General features: G+C 36.9%; 15 protein-coding genes and 1 pseudogene. 12 read left to right on the top strand and 4 right to left on the bottom strand.

All coding sequences use genetic code 11. The features are described from left to right. Positions 1 to 131 precede the first annotated feature (131 nt). Positions 132 to 1,517 (bottom strand): hypothetical protein, encoded by a 1,386-nt coding sequence (locus EUC40_RS07675; protein WP_156574290.1) that lies wholly within the window; start codon positions 1,515 to 1,517, stop codon positions 132 to 134. 181 nt (positions 1,518 to 1,698) lie between these two features. Here EUC40_RS07675 and EUC40_RS07680 point away from each other — a divergent pair. Then, a pseudogene (locus tag EUC40_RS07680) lies at positions 1,699 to 2,064 on the top strand (YoqO family protein); the annotation flags it as partial. A 34-nt stretch (positions 2,065 to 2,098) separates the two neighbouring features. Here the strand turns inward: EUC40_RS07680 and EUC40_RS07685 are convergent. The 3 genes from EUC40_RS07685 to EUC40_RS07695 all read right to left on the bottom strand — a co-directional run bounded on the left by EUC40_RS07685 (position 2,099) and on the right by EUC40_RS07695 (position 5,816). Continuing rightward, positions 2,099 to 2,623, bottom strand: a complete 525-nt coding sequence (locus tag EUC40_RS07685) for a DinB family protein (RefSeq protein ID WP_156574292.1) — start codon at positions 2,621 to 2,623, stop codon at positions 2,099 to 2,101. Positions 2,624 to 2,707: 84 nt separating this feature from the next. Next, the gene (locus EUC40_RS07690) at positions 2,708 to 3,778 is read right to left on the bottom strand and encodes a M24 family metallopeptidase (protein WP_071713215.1); all 1,071 of its coding nucleotides are present in this window, start codon (positions 3,776 to 3,778) and stop codon (positions 2,708 to 2,710) included. A 328-nt stretch (positions 3,779 to 4,106) separates the two neighbouring features. Next, entirely contained in the window at positions 4,107 to 5,816 is a 1,710-nt protein-coding gene (locus EUC40_RS07695; RefSeq protein WP_156574294.1) for an Rqc2 family fibronectin-binding protein, read from the bottom strand. A 105-nt stretch (positions 5,817 to 5,921) separates the two neighbouring features. Here EUC40_RS07695 and EUC40_RS07700 point away from each other — a divergent pair, with 105 nt between their 5' ends. The 11 genes from EUC40_RS07700 (at position 5,922) to rlmN (ending at position 18,449) form a co-directional block, all read left to right on the top strand. Continuing rightward, the gene (locus EUC40_RS07700; RefSeq protein WP_156574296.1) at positions 5,922 to 8,645 is read left to right on the top strand and encodes a calcium-translocating P-type ATPase, SERCA-type; all 2,724 of its coding nucleotides are present in this window, start codon (positions 5,922 to 5,924) and stop codon (positions 8,643 to 8,645) included. A 99-nt stretch (positions 8,646 to 8,744) separates the two neighbouring features. After that, positions 8,745 to 9,620: a YicC/YloC family endoribonuclease gene (locus EUC40_RS07705; protein ID WP_156574298.1), complete on the top strand. Its 876-nt coding sequence runs from the start codon at positions 8,745 to 8,747 to the stop codon at positions 9,618 to 9,620. Between the two features lie 67 nt (positions 9,621 to 9,687). Continuing rightward, positions 9,688 to 9,951: an extracellular matrix/biofilm regulator RemA gene (remA, locus tag EUC40_RS07710; protein ID WP_001251456.1), complete on the top strand. Its 264-nt coding sequence runs from the start codon at positions 9,688 to 9,690 to the stop codon at positions 9,949 to 9,951. Positions 9,952 to 9,964: 13 nt separating this feature from the next. Next, positions 9,965 to 10,582, top strand: coding sequence for a guanylate kinase (gmk, locus tag EUC40_RS07715; protein ID WP_002019101.1), 618 nt, complete (start codon positions 9,965 to 9,967; stop codon positions 10,580 to 10,582). Between the two features lie 2 nt (positions 10,583 to 10,584). Next, a complete protein-coding gene (gene rpoZ / locus EUC40_RS07720) occupies positions 10,585 to 10,797 on the top strand; it encodes a DNA-directed RNA polymerase subunit omega (protein WP_000933966.1) in 213 nt (70 codons plus the stop codon). A 171-nt stretch (positions 10,798 to 10,968) separates the two neighbouring features. After that, entirely contained in the window at positions 10,969 to 12,174 is a 1,206-nt protein-coding gene (coaBC, locus tag EUC40_RS07725; protein WP_000911763.1) for a bifunctional phosphopantothenoylcysteine decarboxylase/phosphopantothenate--cysteine ligase CoaBC, read from the top strand. Next, positions 12,171 to 14,576 carry a primosomal protein N' gene (priA, locus tag EUC40_RS07730; protein WP_156574300.1) on the top strand — a complete coding sequence of 802 codons (2,406 nt, stop codon included), beginning with the start codon at positions 12,171 to 12,173 and terminating at the stop codon, positions 14,574 to 14,576. The genes coaBC and priA overlap by 4 nt, the downstream gene beginning before the upstream one ends. 11 nt (positions 14,577 to 14,587) lie before the next feature. Next, positions 14,588 to 15,058 carry a peptide deformylase gene (gene def, locus EUC40_RS07735; protein WP_000279467.1) on the top strand — a complete coding sequence of 157 codons (471 nt, stop codon included), beginning with the start codon at positions 14,588 to 14,590 and terminating at the stop codon, positions 15,056 to 15,058. 22 nt (positions 15,059 to 15,080) lie between these two features. Beyond that, positions 15,081 to 16,025, top strand: a complete 945-nt coding sequence (gene fmt / locus EUC40_RS07740) for a methionyl-tRNA formyltransferase (RefSeq protein ID WP_000978791.1) — start codon at positions 15,081 to 15,083, stop codon at positions 16,023 to 16,025. Further along, positions 16,022 to 17,356 (top strand): 16S rRNA (cytosine(967)-C(5))-methyltransferase RsmB, encoded by a 1,335-nt coding sequence (rsmB, locus tag EUC40_RS07745; protein WP_071713219.1) that lies wholly within the window; start codon positions 16,022 to 16,024, stop codon positions 17,354 to 17,356. Before fmt ends, rsmB begins: the two co-directional genes overlap by 4 nt. Positions 17,357 to 17,360: 4 nt before the next feature. Next, entirely contained in the window at positions 17,361 to 18,449 is a 1,089-nt protein-coding gene (gene rlmN / locus EUC40_RS07750) for a dual-specificity RNA methyltransferase RlmN (protein WP_000450551.1), read from the top strand.

Here is an 18,449-nt window from a genome sequence, read left to right on the forward strand (position 1 = left end):
CTCGTAAATGTTTTGAAATAATTACTCTCCTAATATAATTTCGCTAAGTAATAACGAATCCCTCTTGAAAACAAGTAATTCATGATGAATTTTACAAGTAAAAAACGTAAGCAAGAGAACACTTGCTTACGTTATAGGATAAGCATCGCAACGATAGTGGTGATAATTAAACCGATAACAACCGGTAAAAAGTTTCGGCGTGCAAGTTCAAATGGGTCGACTTTACAAATCGCAGCGGCAGGAATAAGTGCCCAAGGAATTAATGTTCCGCCCCCAGTCCATATGGCAGCGATTTGTCCGAGTGCTGTTAAGGTAGCTGTTCCATGCCCAAGTGCTGTTCCGAAAAGATTGGCAATCGATCCAGCAAGTGATATACCGGAAAAGCCAGATCCATCTAAGCCTGTTATGACACCAACAATAGTTAAAGTTCCCGCCGATACATATTGATTTAAAGGAACAGTTTGAGATAAGGCGATTCCTAAGTCATTAATGATGCCGTGTGAACCTTTCGGTAAATAGTCTCCAATAATTTTTATAAAGCCACTATCCCCTAAATAAAAAAGTGCAGCAATTGGAATAACTGGACCGAAAATTTTAAATCCAAATTGGAGCCCTTCTATAAAATAATCGGTCGTTTTATTTAGTCCCTTACCTTTGTAGGCGATGAGAGAAATGATGATGATCATAATAACAGTCGTCCCGCCGATAAGTGCAGTGGCATCGCTTCCTTGTAGTTTAAATTGAATCATGCAAAGGATATCAAGGATATAGACGATAGGGATACATATAGCGAGCCATTTCTTTATGCGAGGAGATAATAAAATAGTAGTTTTAGATGATTCAGTTGATGAAACAGAGTCTTGTAACGATAGTCCAGTATGAAATTCTTTTCGCAAGAAGAAAAAAGCGACGGAAGTTGTAACAACGCCCATAACGATAACGAGGGGAACACTTGCAGATACGACGCTGGAAACAGGGAGACCAGCAGCATCCGCTGTTAATTTCGGAGCGCCCTGAATAACGAAGTCACCTGACAAGGCGATGCCGTGTCCAAATAAGTTCATAGCAATGGCAACACCAATTGGCGGAAGACCGACGCGTACAGCGACTGGTAATAAAATAGCTCCCATTAAAGCGACAGCTGGAGAAGGCCAAAAGAAGAAAGAAATTGTCATCATTAAAAGACCGATAATCCAGTAGGCGAGGGTAGGGGTACGAATCATTTTTGTAAATGGTGAAATCATCGTATCATTTATGCCGGTATGAACGAGTAGGTTACTCATGGATACGATAATGGAGATGATTAATATAGTTGGTAATAGCTCAGTAATGGCATAAATGAAACTTTGGAAAATCCCGCTAATGGCAAGAGGGATAGAACTTGTTGCAGTTAATGCTAATAAAAAGATAAAAACGATACAAATAATCGTCGTATCTTTCCTGAGAATAAAGAAGGTAATAATAGTGAGTAAACAAAGAACATAGAGAGCGTGTAATAGCGTTAATTCAACTCCCATAACAGTCACATCCTTTAGGCATTCGTGTAGTGTATTGTATGAAAGCAATGAAAGTATGTGAGTATAGGGAAAAGAAAAAAATGAAATTTCATGTACTGTAATGGTAAGGAATAAAAATGGATGATACAATACAATTAATCCTAAAAATGGAATTTAAAGAGAAGTAGAATGGGGAGTACGAATGAAAGAGAAAATAGGCTATTATGGTGTGCTCGTTTGTTTACTATTATCAGTTATTTCAGGACAATTTCTTAAAAGTGAATGGGTACCAGTTATATTATGTATAGGAGTATTGATTTTTGCACCTATGTATCGCTGGGATGAATGGAAAGCGTATAGCCGAAAAAAGAAAATTGTTTTCAGCATCGAGTTTGTCATTATAATTAGCACGATACCGTTTTTGTTATTGAGAGGAAATGAGATAATAGATGAAATTGTAATGTTTCAAGGGTGGTTATTTATTGCGAAATTGCTATATTTAATATGCATTTTAATGTTGGTAGCGGTAGTCACTAAAACAGTAAACGAAAAGCTATTCGTTAATGATAAAAGAAAATGCCACCTTATTCGGTGGCATTTTCTCATTTTACTGCATGAGCTTTTTGCATCTTTTTAATTAAACGAATTTGTCCGCGATGATTGATTTCATCTTCAAAAACGTGAAACCACTTAAAATAGTTATTTGCTGGTTTGTCATACCAAAAGTCTGTCGTTTTAAATAACCATTCATCAGGTAACGATTGAAAAGTCTCGATGGTTTTGGAACGTACTTCTTGTAATGTATTTATGTAAAATTCAATAGCGTTTCCTTTTATTTTCTCACGTCCAAGATCACCTAACTCAATACCAGGTAACCAACGTTCTAATTCAGCCTCCGTTGGTTCACGGTCTTCAAAAGTATGAATCTGGTAGTAAAATTCAATAGCGGCCATATGGTACAATAACATACCAATAGAATTTGCTTCCTCATCATATAAATAATCCAGTTCTTCAACTGTTAAGTCTTCCACTGCTTGCATCGTTGTGTAACGAGCGTAATTCATCATGGAAACAAGTTTTGAAAATTCAGGCTGTAAACTATCTATTTTCTCAATTACAAAATTCAATTAAAATTCCCCCTCTTTTAAACAAATACTCCAGATAAGGGATTCTATATGTAAAGAAAAAATCCTGTAAAAAATTTGATAATATTAACAAGGAATAACAATTAGCTCTCTATTTGATTTTGTAATAACTTCATATCCGTCTTTTGTAATGACGATATCGTCTTCAATTCTACAACCGCCCCAGTTCGGTATGTAAATACCTGGTTCAACTGTAACAACCATACCTTCTTTTAATGTAGCCTTACTTTCTTGGGATAGACGAAGAGGTTCATGTATTTCTAAGCCAAGACCATGACCAGTAGAATGACCAAAATATTGACCATATCCACAATCTGTAATGTAGTTTCTTGTTACATCATCGATACTTTTCGCAGTTTCTCCAGGCTTAATTGCTTCCGTTCCACGTTTTAATGCTTCGCGTACAACAGTGTATATTTTTTTGAATTCTTCTGATGGTTCCCCGATTGCTACAGTACGTGTTATATCGGAACAATATCCGTCGTAAAGTGCACCGAAATCTAATGTGACAATGTCACCTCGCTCGATTATTTTATTTGATGCAACGCCATGAGGAAGAGAAGAACGAACACCAGAAGCTACAATAATTTGAAATGATGAGGATGTAGCTCCTTTTTTTCGCATGAAAAATTCTAACTCATCTCGTACATCAGTTTCACTTATTCCTGGTTTTAGAAACGTAAGGATATGATGAAATGCTTCGTCCGCAATATTAGCTGCGATTTTCATTGTTTCTATTTCAGGCATGTCTTTAATAAGACGAATATTTTCAATGATTTCGCACACTTGAACCATTTCTACATGTACGTATTTTTGTAAGTTTTTATATTGTTGTAATGTCATGTTGTTTTCTTCAATTCCAAGTTTTTGTATGTTTAATTTCGATACTTGATTTGCGATTTCTTTTTCTAAATTTCCTTTATGCATAATAATTTCAGCATCTTTTATTTGTGATTTCGCTTGATCTACATAGCGAAAATCAGTTATAAAAACAGCTTTATCCGCAGCAATTAAAACGACGCCAGCACTACCTGTAAATTCTGTTGCATATTGGCGATTTTCTTTTTTGGTAATAAGTAATCCGTCAATTTCATAGTTTTGTAGTTGGTTTTGGATTTTATTAATTTTTAAAGTCATGTTAATTCCCCCTATTCACAGTATTAAATAAAGCAAATAGCGTGCCAAAATATAAATTGTAGAGAAAATAAAAAATAGCCAGCTATTTGTGAGAGGTAGGGTACTTATAACATTTAGATCGCTTTAATAGTGAGTAGTGGATAAAATACATTGATTTGAGGGGCACTGTATGTACATACTGTAAAAAAATTTATACAGATGTGGAATAGCACTGTCAATTTGTTTTGAAAATATATAAAATGACAAACGAAAGATGTTATGAATTAGTTAATGGGTATAGGAACGAATAAAAAAATGCGCTGCATACAAGCAACGCATTTTTTTTTATTTACGCTTTTAATTTCATTACAGTGTCAGCATCAGGTGTTACATATACGGTTTGCTGATTGTCGTACGTAACAAAACCAAGTTTTGCACCACTCGGTTTTTTCACATGGCGTATTTTTGTGAAATCAACAGGTACAGAGCTAGACTCTTTTGCTTTACTGTAATAAGCGGCAATTTTTGCAGCTTCTAGTAAAGTGTCTTCAGCTGGTTCTAAAGAACGAATGACAACGTGAGAGCCTGGTATGTCTTTCGTATGTAACCAAATTTCATCACGACGGGCAAATTTCGTTGTTAAATAATCATTTTGCTTATTGTTTTTACCGACGAAAATTTCAGTGCCGTCACTAGCCAAGTATTTATCCAATACTGGTTTAGTTGGTTTTTTCTTTGCGTTTTTCGTTTTACGATTGCGCATATAACCTTCTTCAGCTAATTCCTCGCGAATTTCTTCAATATCTTTTGAAGAAGCAGCTTCCATTTGTTGAAGTAAGCTATCAAAATAAAGAATTTCTTCATTTGTTTTTTCGATTTGTTCTTCTACAACAACAACTGAATTTTTTGCTTTTTGGTACTTCTGGAAATAGCGTTGTGCATTGTCAGATGGTGTTTTTAAAGGATCTAATGTGATCTTTACAGTTCCGCCATTTTCATCGTAATAGTTAACGACTTCAATATCTTTATCACCTTTTTTTAAAGCATACATATTGGCTGTAAGTAGCTCTCCAAAAAGTTGATATTTATCTGCTTTTGCAGCATCCTGTAACGTCTTTTCAAGTTTAATAAGTTTTTTCTCATTTTTATTTTTTTCGTTTTGCATAAAGCGCTCTAAATCATGAGCTTGTTGTTTTACACGGTCACGCTCTGCTTTACCGAAGAAGAAGCGATCTAACAATTCACTTACGGATGAGAATGTTTTCTCTTCTCCTTGCAAGTATGTCAGAGGGAAAAGATAAAAGAATTCTTTTCCGTTTGCAGTAATCATTGCTGGTGTATATGTATGAGTGAGTAATGGTTTTTGTATGGAGAAAAACGCTTCAGATAAAGCTTTTTCATTTACCATACCTGCTGTTTTCACTACTTCTTTTGCGAATAACGGCGATATTCCAGTAAAAGTCCCGACAAGCTGTTTATCCATATTTCCAGATAGAAAGTCTAGCGGTCTAATAAATTCATCATCCGTTTCAATCTGAAGTGGATTAATTTTATGTTGTGCGGGCGGTGCAACGTATTCAGCACCAGCATATACCGTTCGATGACGGTTTACGGCTAACGAAACGTGTTTTAAGCTATCTAAAATAACGTTCGTTTTCGTATCTAATAAGATGATGTTACTGTGTCGTCCCATTATTTCAATTACTAGTGTTTTTAGTGATTCATCACCAATTTCATTTCTGCTGCGCACTGTGATTTGAATAATACGTTCTAAATCAATTTGTTCAATTTTTTCAATGAACCCACCTTCTAAATGCTTACGGAGAAGCATACAGAACATTGGTGGAAGTGCAGGTGAATCGTAATTTTGATTTGTTAAGTGTAAACGTGCATATGTCGGATGAGCGGAAAGAATCAGTTTTTGATTTTTTCCGTTTGCTCGAATATGTAATAAAATTTCGTATTTTGAAGGTTGATATATTTTTGAAATTCTTCCCGTGTAAAGAGAATTTGCAATTTCATGCGTAATCGCTCTTGTAAATAATCCATCGAATGCCATGAGTGAACACTCCTTTCTAACTAAAAGTTAATTATAGCATTTTTTTGGACGAGGCTGAATAAGCTTTCAATAGAGTATGTCTGGAATTAGGAGGTCGATAGCAGGATGAACTGGTATGGAATGCGGGCGCATGAAGTAGAAGAAAGAACGAATACAAATGTGAAGGTTGGACTTACGGAGACAGAAGCAGAGGGCCGAATCAAAAAATTTGGTACAAATGAATTAGATGAAGCAAAAAGGCCTTCGGCACTAATGGTATTTTTAGCGCAATTTAAAGATTTTATGGTACTTGTTTTGTTTGGTGCAACAATAGTTTCTGCTTATTTAGGTGAATATATTGATTCTATCGCAATTGTTGCCATTGTTATTATCAATGGAATTCTAGGTTTTTTTCAAGAGAGAAAGGCCGAAAAATCATTGGAAGCCCTAAAGGAGTTAGCCGCCCCGCAAGTTACTGTGATGCGGAATGGAAAATGGGTAAAGGCGCCATCTAAAGCGCTTGTTTTAGGTGATGTTATTAAATTTTCCAGTGGAGATCGTATTGGGGCTGATGTACGTCTCGTTGAGGCATCGAGTTTATATATTGAAGAGTCTGCTTTGACAGGAGAGTCAGTACCAGTGCAAAAAAAGGTAGAAGCATTGCAAGGGCAAGATGTTGCAATTGGAGATCAAAAAAATATGGCTTTTATGGGTACGATGATTACGAGAGGATCTGGAACAGGGGTTGTTGTAGCGACTGGTATGAATACAGCGATGGGCCAAATTGCAAATATGTTGCAAAATGCAGAGCAAATGGAAACACCACTGCAAAGAAGATTAGAGCAACTCGGAAAAATATTAATTATTGTGGCTCTTATTTTGACAGCGCTCGTTGTATTAGCTGGTGTGTATCAAGGGAATGAAGTATATCATATGTTTTTAGCGGGCGTGTCGCTAGCTGTTGCTGCTATTCCAGAAGGATTACCAGCAATCGTTACAGTAGCTTTATCGCTTGGTGTACAGCGCATGATAAAAAAGAGAGCAATTGTAAGGAAGTTACCAGCTGTAGAAACGTTAGGCTGTGCTTCTGTCATATGCTCTGATAAAACGGGAACAATGACGCAAAACAAAATGATGGTAACACATATGTGGTCAGGTGGAGAGTTATGGAAAGTGACGGGGCAAGGATACGAACCTAATGGATCTTTTATGAAAGGTGAAAAAGAAGTTGATCCAGCTAGGACAAAATCACTTTATCAATTACTTACATTTGGTTCACTATGTAACAATGCAAATATTATTCAAAAGAAAAAGGCGTATGTATTAGATGGAGATCCAACAGAAGGAGCGCTTGTAGCTGCAGCAATGAAAGCAGGGATAACGCGTGAAGCACTGAAAGGGAAATTTGAAATTATTCGTGAATTTCCATTTGATTCGACCCGAAAAATGATGAGTGTAATTGTGCGAGATCGAGAAGGGAAAAAGTTTGTGGTGACAAAAGGGGCGCCAGATGTCCTTTTGCAAATGAGCCAAACGATCTTATGGGCGGATAGGCAGCAACCATTAAGTGAGTTGTATAGAAAGGAAGTACAGGCGGCTATTCATAGTTTAGGCAGTCAAGCACTTCGAACAATTGCAGTTGCATTCAAGCCATTAAAAGCAACTGATTCTATTGAACATGAAAGAGACGTTGAAAAAGATTTTATGTTAGTTGGTATACAAGGAATGATTGATCCGCCAAGACCAGAGGTAGAACAGGCGGTAAAAGAGTGTAAAGAAGCCGGTATTCGAACAGTGATGATTACAGGAGATCATAAAGTGACAGCAATGGCGATTGCAGAACAATTAGGAGTTTTACCAACTGGTGGACGCGTTGTTGAAGGAGTAGAACTTGCGAATATGAATGTAGAGGAATTAGAAAATGTAGTAGAAGATACGTATGTATTTGCTCGTGTATCACCTGAACATAAATTAAAAATTGTTAAGGCACTGCAAAATAAAGGGCATATAGTAGCGATGACAGGTGATGGAGTGAACGATGCCCCAGCCATAAAAACAGCGGATATTGGGATAGCGATGGGAATTACAGGGACAGATGTTGCGAAAGAAGCATCTTCACTCGTTCTGCTAGATGATAATTTTGCTACGATAAAATCAGCAATTAAAGAAGGTAGAAATATATACGAGAACATACGTAAGTTTATCCGATACTTATTAGCATCAAATGTTGGAGAAATCTTAGTTATGTTATTTGCAATGTTACTTGCGTTACCATTACCGATGGTTCCAATTCAAATTTTATGGGTGAATTTAGTGACTGACGGTTTACCAGCGATGGCATTAGGTCTGGATAAAGCTGAAGGAGATGTGATGAAGAGAACGCCGCGCCATCCGAAAGAGGGAGTATTTGCTAGAGGGCTTGCTTGGAAAATTGTAAGCCGAGGATTTCTTATCGGGGCAGTGACGTTAGTGGCGTTTATTATTGCGTATAATCAACACCCAAATGAACTGAAATATGCACAAACCGTGGCATTTGCGACGTTGGTACTTGCGCAGCTTATTCATGTATTTGATTGCCGTAGTGAACATTCGGTCTTCCACCGCAATCCATTTGGGAACGTGTATTTAGTAGGAGCGGTTATCATTTCTTTACTGTTAATGCTAGTAGTTATATATTATCCACCGCTACAACCGATTTTTAGCACAATGCCAATACAAGCAAGAGATTGGTTGTTAATTGGAGGGTTGTCATCAATTCCGACTTTCTTACTAGTGGGATCTTTATTAACAGGGAAAAAAAGGGAGAAGAAAAAACCAATATTATATAAGAAGGGATTAAACTTGAAATAGTCAATGTTATGAAAATGTGATATAATTTACAGAAGGTAGTAGAGCCTTGTCTCTATTACCTTTTTCATTGAGTTATTTCATGGCTTGGATGTGATAAAAATGATTTGTAGCATGACAGGATTTGGTAGAGCGAAAGTTGAAAATGATACTTTTCAAATTACAGTAGAAATGAAATCGGTGAACCACCGTTTTCTAGAGATGAGTATTCGACTTCCGAAGCAAATGATGGTATTTGAAGACAAACTTCGTAAAATAATTGCAGAACAAGTTCGACGTGGGCGCATTGAAGTGTCTATTAGTATAACGGGTGAAGGGCTTGTTGAAAGAAAATTAAGTGTGAATTGGTCGCTTCTTGAGCAGTACCAATCGATTATGAAAGATATAAAAGGAAAGTTTCAATTACAAGATTCTATTACACTTGAGCAATTGATGGCAATGCCAGAAGTAACAGCAATTGAAGAAATAGAAAAAGTAAATGAACAATTCGAAAACAGTTTATATGAGGCTGTTCGCCAAGCTACTCATATGTTAAAAACGATGAGAGTTGGCGAAGGAGAACGATTACATAAAGATATAGCGTATCGTTTGCAAGAGATTGACAATTGTGTAAACGCAATTATTCCACATGCACCGATGGTTACACAAAAATATCGTGAACGATTAGAGAATCGCTTAAAAGAATTACATAATCAAGATCTGGATGAACAAAGATTGCTAACAGAAGTTGCAATGTTTGCAGAGCGTTGTGATATTCATGAGGAATTAGTTCGTTTGCAAAGTCATTTAGATCAATTTCGTGAAACACTGCAAATTGAGGAACCAGTTGGAAGGAAAATGGACTTCATCGTGCAAGAGATGCATAGAGAAATTAATACGATTGGTTCTAAGGCAAATGACCTAACAATTTCAAAATATGTGGTAGAAATGAAAAATAACCTTGAAAAAATTCGTGAACAAGTACAAAATATTGAGTAGCTTTCAAAAAATATATAAAGTTATACGTGGTGGAGAAATCGGATAGACTTACTAGGAGGCGCAAACTATGGCCATGCGGTTTTTAAATATTGGATACGGAAACATTGTATCTGCTCATCGAATTATTGCTATTGTAAGTCCGGAGTCAGCTCCTATTAAACGAACAGTACAGGAAGCACGTGAACATAATGCTTTACTTGATGCTACGTATGGGAGAAAAACAAGGGCGGTTATTGTTATGGATGATGGGCATGTTGTATTAAGTCCAATTCAACCAGAGACGATTGCACATCGTTTGAATAATAAAGAAGATTTAAGTGAGGAAGGGTAGGTTTTACATATTTATGAGAAGTAGAAGAGGATTGCTCATCGTTCTTTCAGGACCTTCTGGGGTTGGAAAAGGAACGGTTCGAAAAGAGCTGTTTAGCCATGAGGATACACGTTTTCAGTACTCTATTTCAGTAACGACACGTAAGCCACGTGAAGGTGAAGTAGACGGTGTGGATTATTTCTTTAAAGAGAGAGAAGAATTCGAGGAAATGATCCGTAATGAAAAATTACTTGAATGGGCTGAGTTCGTAGGTAATTATTACGGAACACCGATTGACTATGTTGAAAAAACATTACAAGAAGGAAAAGACGTATTCTTAGAAATTGAAGTGCAAGGAGCAATTCAAGTTAAGAAAGCTTTCCCGGAAGGTGTATTTATTTTCTTAGCACCTCCAAGTTTATCTGAGCTAAAGAACCGAATTGTCGGTCGTGGTACAGAAACTGAAGATGTTATTGAAAATCGTTTAACTGTAGCGAAAGAGGAAATCGAAATGATGGACGCTTACGACTATGTAGTAGAAAACGACCGAGTTGAATTAGCTTGTGAAAGAATTAAAGCAATTGTGGTTGGCGAACATTGCCGCCGCGAAAGAGTAGCAAAATATTATAAAGAAATGACGGAGGGTCTATAATTATGTTAAATCCATCAATTGATTCATTATTAACAAAAATCGATTCTAAATATACACTTGTAACAGTGGCTGCAAAGCGTGCGCGTGAAATGCAACTTGCTAATAACTGTGTGATTGAACAACCTGTTTCTCATAAATGTGTAGGTAAAGCATTAGAAGAAATCGATGCAGAAGTGTTAAGCTACGTACCAAGTGAAGATGGAGTAGCTGAATAAGACTTTGCCTTCGACAATTTAAAACATAGACTTTATAATTTTCTATGTAACGGTAACAACCTATTTACAAGTAGGTTGTTATTTTTTTACGATAGGATGAAATATTGGTACTGACGAGCTGAAAATTCTATTTCGGTATTATAAGTTTGAAAAAGAAAGAGGACGAGTCATATGCTAAAAGGGAAAAAGATACTTCTATGTGTAACAGGAGGCATCGCGGTTTTTAAAGCGGCTGGGTTAACGAGTAAATTGACACAAGCTGGTGCTATTGTAAAAGTAATGATGAGTGAGTCGGCAATGAAGTTTGTTACGCCTCTTACATTTCAAGCACTTTCTCGCCATGATGTATATACAGATACATTTGATGAGAAAGACTCAGCTGTTATTGCGCATATCGACTTAGCAGATTGGGCAGATGTAGTACTTGTTGCACCTGCTACAGCCAATTGTATTGGAAAGTTAGCTAACGGTATTGCAGATGATATGATTACAACTACTTTGTTAGCTACTACAGCCCCAGTGTGGATTGCACCTGCTATGAATGTGCATATGTATGAAAATAAAATTGTTCAAAAAAATATGATGACGTTAAAAGAGTTAGGATATACATTTATTGAGCCTGGAGAAGGCTTTTTAGCGTGTGGTTATGTAGCGAAGGGAAGATTAGAAGAACCTGAAGCAATTATTGCACGGTTAGAGGAGGCTTTCTCGGAAAAAAAGCCATTGCAAGGAAAAAGAATATTAATAACTGCTGGCCCGACACGCGAAAAGATTGATCCAGTTCGTTTTATGACGAATTTTTCTTCTGGGAAAATGGGATATGCCATTGCAGAGGAGGCAGCAAAATTAGGTGCTGATGTCATACTTGTTTCAGGACCGACAGCATTAAATATGCCATTACATGTAACAACGATACAAGTGGAATCTGCACAAGATATGTTAGAAGCGGTTCTTCAACATTATCAAAATGTAGATGTTGTCATTAAAACAGCAGCAGTTGCAGATTATCGTCCGAAATATGTTCACGATAATAAAATGAAAAAGAAAAATGGCGATGCTGTAATTGAACTCGAGAGAACAGTAGATATTTTAAAAACGTTAGGTGAGATGAAGGACAAACAGTTACTTATCGGTTTTGCGGCTGAAACGACAAACGTAGAGGAATACGCAACGAAAAAATTACGTGAGAAAAATGCGAATATGATTGTTGCGAATGATGTAAAGGCGCAAGGAGCTGGATTTGGTACAGATACGAATATTGTAACAATGTATAGAAAAGATGGAGAAGTTATTGAGTTGCCACTTTTAACGAAGAAAGAGGTTGCTCGTGAAATATTAAAGCAAATCGAAATGATGTTGGAAGATGATCGTTTATGAAATTTGCAAGTGTAATTGTTGATGTACCTGCTCGTCAGACAGATCGCCCATTTGATTATATTATCCCTAAAAAATGGGAAGATATTGTCCAGACAGGAATGCGTGTAGTTGTTCCGTTCGGCCCGAGGAAATTGCAAGGATTTATTATTGGGATTAAAGATTCTGTTGACGTAGAAAGTAAGAAACTAAAAACAATCCATGAAATATTAGACGTAACACCGGTTTTAAATGAGGAATTATTAAAGCTTGGGTATTGGCTTACAAGTGAAACGTTATGTTATATGATTTCAGCTTTCCAAGTAATGCTTCCGACGGCGATTAAAGCAACGTATAAAAAGCGTCTGCAACTTCGTGAAAAAGAAACAGTAGCATCTGAAATATTGTTTTTATTTCAGGACAAGGAAGCGATAGATTGGGAAGCGATTGAGACGCAGCCACAGTTATACCGCACTATTCAACAAGAAATTAAAAATGGCACGATTGAAGTTGTATATCAAGTGAAGGATAAAGTGCAGAAGAAGAAACAAAGGGTAGTTCAGCCAGAGTTGCCAGAAGATAAATTGGAATTAGCGGCATTTGAACTGAAAAGTAAAAAACAACAAGATGTACTCTATTATTTTGTGGAAAATTATAAAAGTGTACCGTTGAAAGTGATAACAGAAGAATTACAAATAACAGATGCCCCAATAAAAGCACTTGTTAAAAAGGGGCTAATCTCAGAAAAGTATGTGGAAGTATACCGAAATCCGTATGACGATGATGATTTTGAACAAACGAAACCATTTCCACTTACTGAGGAACAAAAACAAGTCATTACACCGATTTTATCATCAATTACAAATGAAACTTACAATCCATTTTTACTATATGGTGTTACAGGAAGTGGAAAGACAGAAGTGTACTTACAATCCATAGCAGCAGTACTCGAGAAGGGGAAAGAAGCTATTGTACTTGTTCCTGAAATTGCGCTAACGCCTCAAATGGTAGATCGTTTTAAGGGCAGATTTGGCTCACAAGTTGCAGTTCTTCATAGTGCGCTGTCTGTTGGAGAAAAATATGATGAATGGCGTAAGATTTTAAGGAAAGAAGTGAAGGTCGTAGTTGGTGCGCGTTCAGCTGTTTTTGCGCCTTTTGAAAATTTAGGAATTATTATTATCGATGAAGAACATGAATCGAGTTATAAGCAAGAAGATAATCCGCGGTATCATGCAAGAGATGTAGCTGTGTGGAGAGGACAATATCATAAATGTCCTATCGTTCTTGGTAGTGCAACGCCGACGCTTGAATCGTTTGCAAGAGCAAAGAAAGGTGTTTATGAACTACTAACGATGGAAAAACGCATGAATGAACAAGCTTTACCAACTGTAGAGATTGTTGATATGCGTGAAGAACTTCGTGATGGGAACCGATCAATGTTTTCCAAGGCATTGCATGAAAAAATAGCAGATCGATTAGAAAAAAAAGAACAAATGGTACTCTTTTTAAATAGAAGAGGTCATTCTACATTTGTTATGTGTCGTGATTGCGGCTATGTTGTACAATGTCCGCATTGTGATATTTCGCTGACATATCATAAAATGAACCATCGTTTAAAATGTCATTATTGCAGTTACGAAGAGAATATGCCATCTGCGTGCCCCGCTTGTCAAAGTACATATATTCGTTTCTTTGGTACAGGTACACAAAAGGTAGAAGAAGAAATTACAAAACTATTTCCAGAGGCACGAGTCATTCGAATGGATGTAGATACGACAAGTCGTAAAGGGATGCATGAAAAGTTATTAAAGGCGTTTGGGGAAGAAAAAGCAGATATATTACTTGGAACACAAATGATTGCTAAAGGATTAGACTTTCCGAAAGTAACGCTTGTTGGGGTGTTAACTGCAGATACAATGCTTCATTTACCTGATTTTCGGGCGAGTGAAAAGACTTATCAGTTATTGACGCAAGTAAGTGGACGAGCAGGCCGACATGAATTGCCAGGGGAAGTTATCATTCAAACGTATACGCCAGAACATTACAGTATAGAGTTAGCAAAGAACCAACAATATGATGTGTTCTTTGACCAAGAAATGCAAATGAGACGAACGAGACAATATCCACCTTATTACTATGTTGTACTTGTGACAGTATCTCACCCAGAATTATTAAAGGCAGTGCAAGTGACGGAAAAAATTGCCGGTCAATTGCGAATGCATTGCACACAGCAGACGATGGTATTAGGACCAGTTGCTTCAGCAATTCCAAGGATAAAAGATAGATATCGTTATCAATGCATGATAAAATACAAACGGGAACCAAACTTAAAGAACGTGCTCAAAATGGTAAATGAACATTATCAAGCAGAAATGCAAAAAGAGCTACAAATCTCAATTGATTTTAATCCAACAATGTTAATGTAGCGGAGGGAAATATGGCAGTTTTAGAAATAGTAAAGCATCCAAATGAAGTGTTAGAAACACCATGTGAAAGAGTAATTAACTTTGATAAAAAGTTGGTGAAATTGTTAAAAGATATGCATGAAACAATGTTAATTGCGGATGGAGTTGGTTTAGCTGCGCCTCAAGTAGGGGTAAGCTTGCAAGTAGCGGTAGTTGATATTGGTGATGATACGGGAAAAATCGAGTTAATCAATCCAGCCATCCTGGAAAAACGTGGTGAACAAGTAGGTCCCGAAGGCTGTTTAAGCTTCCCGGGACTTTATGGTGAAGTAGAGCGTGCCGATTATATTAAAGTAAGAGCGCAAAATCGTCGTGGTAAAGTATTTTTATTAGAAGCGGAAGGTTTTTTAGCGCGTGCCATTCAACATGAAATCGATCATTTACACGGTGTATTATTTACATCTAAAGTGACGAGATATTACGAAGAAAATGAATTAGAATAGGCATTAAAGGAGCGGTTTTTGAATGATGAAAGTTGTATTTATGGGAACACCGGACTTTTCAGTGCCGGTGCTTCGTCGTCTTATCGAAGATGGTTATGATGTAGTAGGTGTTGTGACACAACCCGATCGTCCAGTAGGTAGAAAAAAAGTATTAACGCCTACACCTGTTAAAGTTGAAGCAGAAAAACACGGTATTCCAGTGTTACAACCGTTAAAAATTCGTGAAAAAGACGAATATGAAAAAGTATTGGCACTAGAACCAGATTTAATTGTAACAGCTGCTTTCGGTCAAATTGTACCAAATGAAATTTTAGAGTCACCAAAGTATGGATGTATTAATGTCCATGCCTCTTTACTTCCAGAACTTCGTGGTGGTGCACCGATTCATTATGCAATTATGGAAGGTAAGGAAAAAACGGGCATTACAATTATGTATATGGTAGAAAAATTGGATGCTGGTGATATCTTAACGCAAGTGGAAGTGGAAATTGACGAGCGTGAAACGACAGGTTCATTATTTGATAAGTTAAGTGAGGCTGGGGCACACCTTCTATCTAAAACAGTACCGTTATTAATTCAAGGTAAGTTAGAACCAATTAAACAAAACGAAGAAGAAGTAACGTTTGCATATAATATAAAACGTGAGCAAGAGAAAATTGATTGGACAAAAACAGGTGAGGAAGTATACAATCACATTCGCGGATTGAATCCATGGCCAGTTGCTTATACGACTTTAGCAGGACAAGTTGTTAAAGTATGGTGGGGAGAAAAAGTACCCGTAACTGAAGTGGCTGAAGCAGGTACGATTGTTGCGATCGAAGAAGATGGTTTTGTTGTAGCAACTAGTAATGAAACGGGTGTTAAAATTACTGAGTTGCAACCTTCTGGTAAAAAGCGTATGAGTTGTTCGCAATTTTTACGTGGTACAAAACCTGAAATTGGAACGAAGTTAGGAGAAAATGAATGAGACAAAATGTTCGTGAGTTAGCTCTTGATGGTTTAATTCAAGTAGAAAAAAGTGGTGCATATAGCAACTTACTTTTAAATAATCTAATCGAAAAAAGTTCAATTGATAGAAAAGATATTGGTTTATTAACTGAAATTGTATACGGGACGATTCAACGTCGTGATACATTAGATTATTATTTACAACCTTTTTTAAAAAAGAAGGTTGAGGCGTGGGTAAGGGTATTGCTTCGCTTATCGTTATATCAAATGATTTATTTAGACCGAGTGCCAGAAAGAGCGGCTATTCATGAAGCGGTTGAGATTGCAAAGCGTCGTGGGCATAAAGGGATTGCTGGTATGGTGAACGGTGTATTACGTTCGATTCAAAGGGAAGGTGTACCTTCTGTAGATGAAATCAAGGATCCAGTAGAACGTCTTGCAATTGCAACGAGTCATCCAGTTTGGCTTGTCCAAGAGTGGGCTTCGGAATATGATTTAGAAACTGCAGGGAAAATGTGTGAAGTAAACATGTTACCGCCTGTACCAACAGCACGTGTAAATGTTGATAAAGTAACAGTAGAAGAAGCGATTGAGTTATTGGCAAGTGAAGGTATAGAAGCAAAACGTGGTGATTTGTCAGATGATGCGATTCAAATTGAAAGAGGGAATGTAGCGCATACAGATGCGTTCAAAAAAGGTTTTCTTTCTATTCAAGATGAAAGCTCTATGCTTGTAGCACGTGCTTTAGAACCGAATGAGGGAGATGTAGTTCTAGATAGTTGTGCTGCTCCGGGTGGAAAAACAACGCATATCGCAGAGCGACTAAAAGGAACCGGTAAGGTCATGTCTCTTGATTTACATGCACACAAAGTGCGTTTAATTAAACAACAAGCAGATCGACTTGGTCTAGAAAATATAGAAACAAAGGCATTAGATGCTAGAAAAGTGCAAGAGCACTTTGCAAATGAAACGTTTGATAAAATATTAGTAGATGCACCATGTTCTGGATTTGGTGTAATTAGACGTAAACCTGATATTAAGTTGGGTAAAGATAAAGGCGATAGTGAAAGATTATCGACGATTCAACTTGCCATACTAGAAAAAATAGCACCGTTATTAAAACAAGGTGGTCGCCTTGTTTATAGTACGTGTACAATTGAAAAAATAGAAAATGAACAAGTAATAGAGCGATTTTTACAAGAGAATCCTGAATTTGAGTGGGATACTACGATAAAAGAGCGTATGCCAGAAAAGTTAAGTCCGTATATTGATGAAGGTCAAGTACAAATTTTACCGCATTATTTTGCAACAGATGGCTTTTATATTGCTTGTTTAAGGAAGAAGGTGTAGCATCATGGAAACGACTGTAAGAAAACAAAAGAAAAATGTAGAAACGAAAAAACCATCAATTTACTCATTACAACTTCATGAAATGCAAGATTGGTTAAAGGAACAAGGTGAACCAAAGTTCCGTGCTGGACAAATTTTTGACTGGTTATATAAAAAACGTGTAAAAAATTATGAGGATATGTCAAACCTTTCTAAAGGATTGCGTGATAAATTGTCGAATTCCTTTGATATTACTACATTAAACACGTTAGTAAAACAAACGTCTTCGGATGGGACAATTAAATTCTTATTCCAGTTATATGATGGATATTCTATTGAAACGGTATTAATGCGACATGAATATGGAAATTCCATTTGCGTAACAACGCAAGTTGGTTGTCGTATTGGATGTACGTTCTGTGCTTCTACACTTGGTGGATTAAAACGAAACCTAGAAGCTGGAGAAATCGTAGCGCAAGTAGTAGAAGTACAGCGTGCGCTTGATGAAACATCCGAACGTGTAAGTTCTCTTGTTGTTATGGGAATTGGAGAACCATTTGATAACTACGATAATTTAATGGGCTTTTTACGCATCACTAACCATGAAAAAGGCCTTCATATCGGTGCGAGACATATGACAGTTTCGACGAGTGGAATTATCCCGAAAATTTATAAGTTCGCTGAAGAAGATTTACAAATTAATTTTGCGATTTCATTGCATGCTCCAAATTCAGAGTTACGTTCAAAATTAATGCCGATTAACCGTGCTTATAAGCTACCTGATTTAATGGAAGCTATTAAATACTATGTAAATAGAACAGGGCGTCGTATTACATTTGAATATGGATTATTTGGAGGAGAAAACGACCAAGTTGAGCACGCTGAAGAACTTGCTGCGCTCTTAAAAGGTGTAAAATGTCATGTGAACTTAATTCCGGTAAACTACGTACCTGAACGTGATTATGTACGAACACCACGTGAGCAAATTTTCTTATTTGAAAAGACGCTAAAAGATCGTGGAGTGAATGTAACGATTCGCCGTGAACAAGGTCATGATATTGATGCTGCCTGCGGTCAGTTGCGTGCGAAGGAGCGCAAAGAAGAGACGAGGTGA

It is taken from the genome of Bacillus luti (assembly GCF_009739945.1).
Classification (GTDB): domain Bacteria; phylum Bacillota; class Bacilli; order Bacillales; family Bacillaceae_G; genus Bacillus_A; species Bacillus_A luti.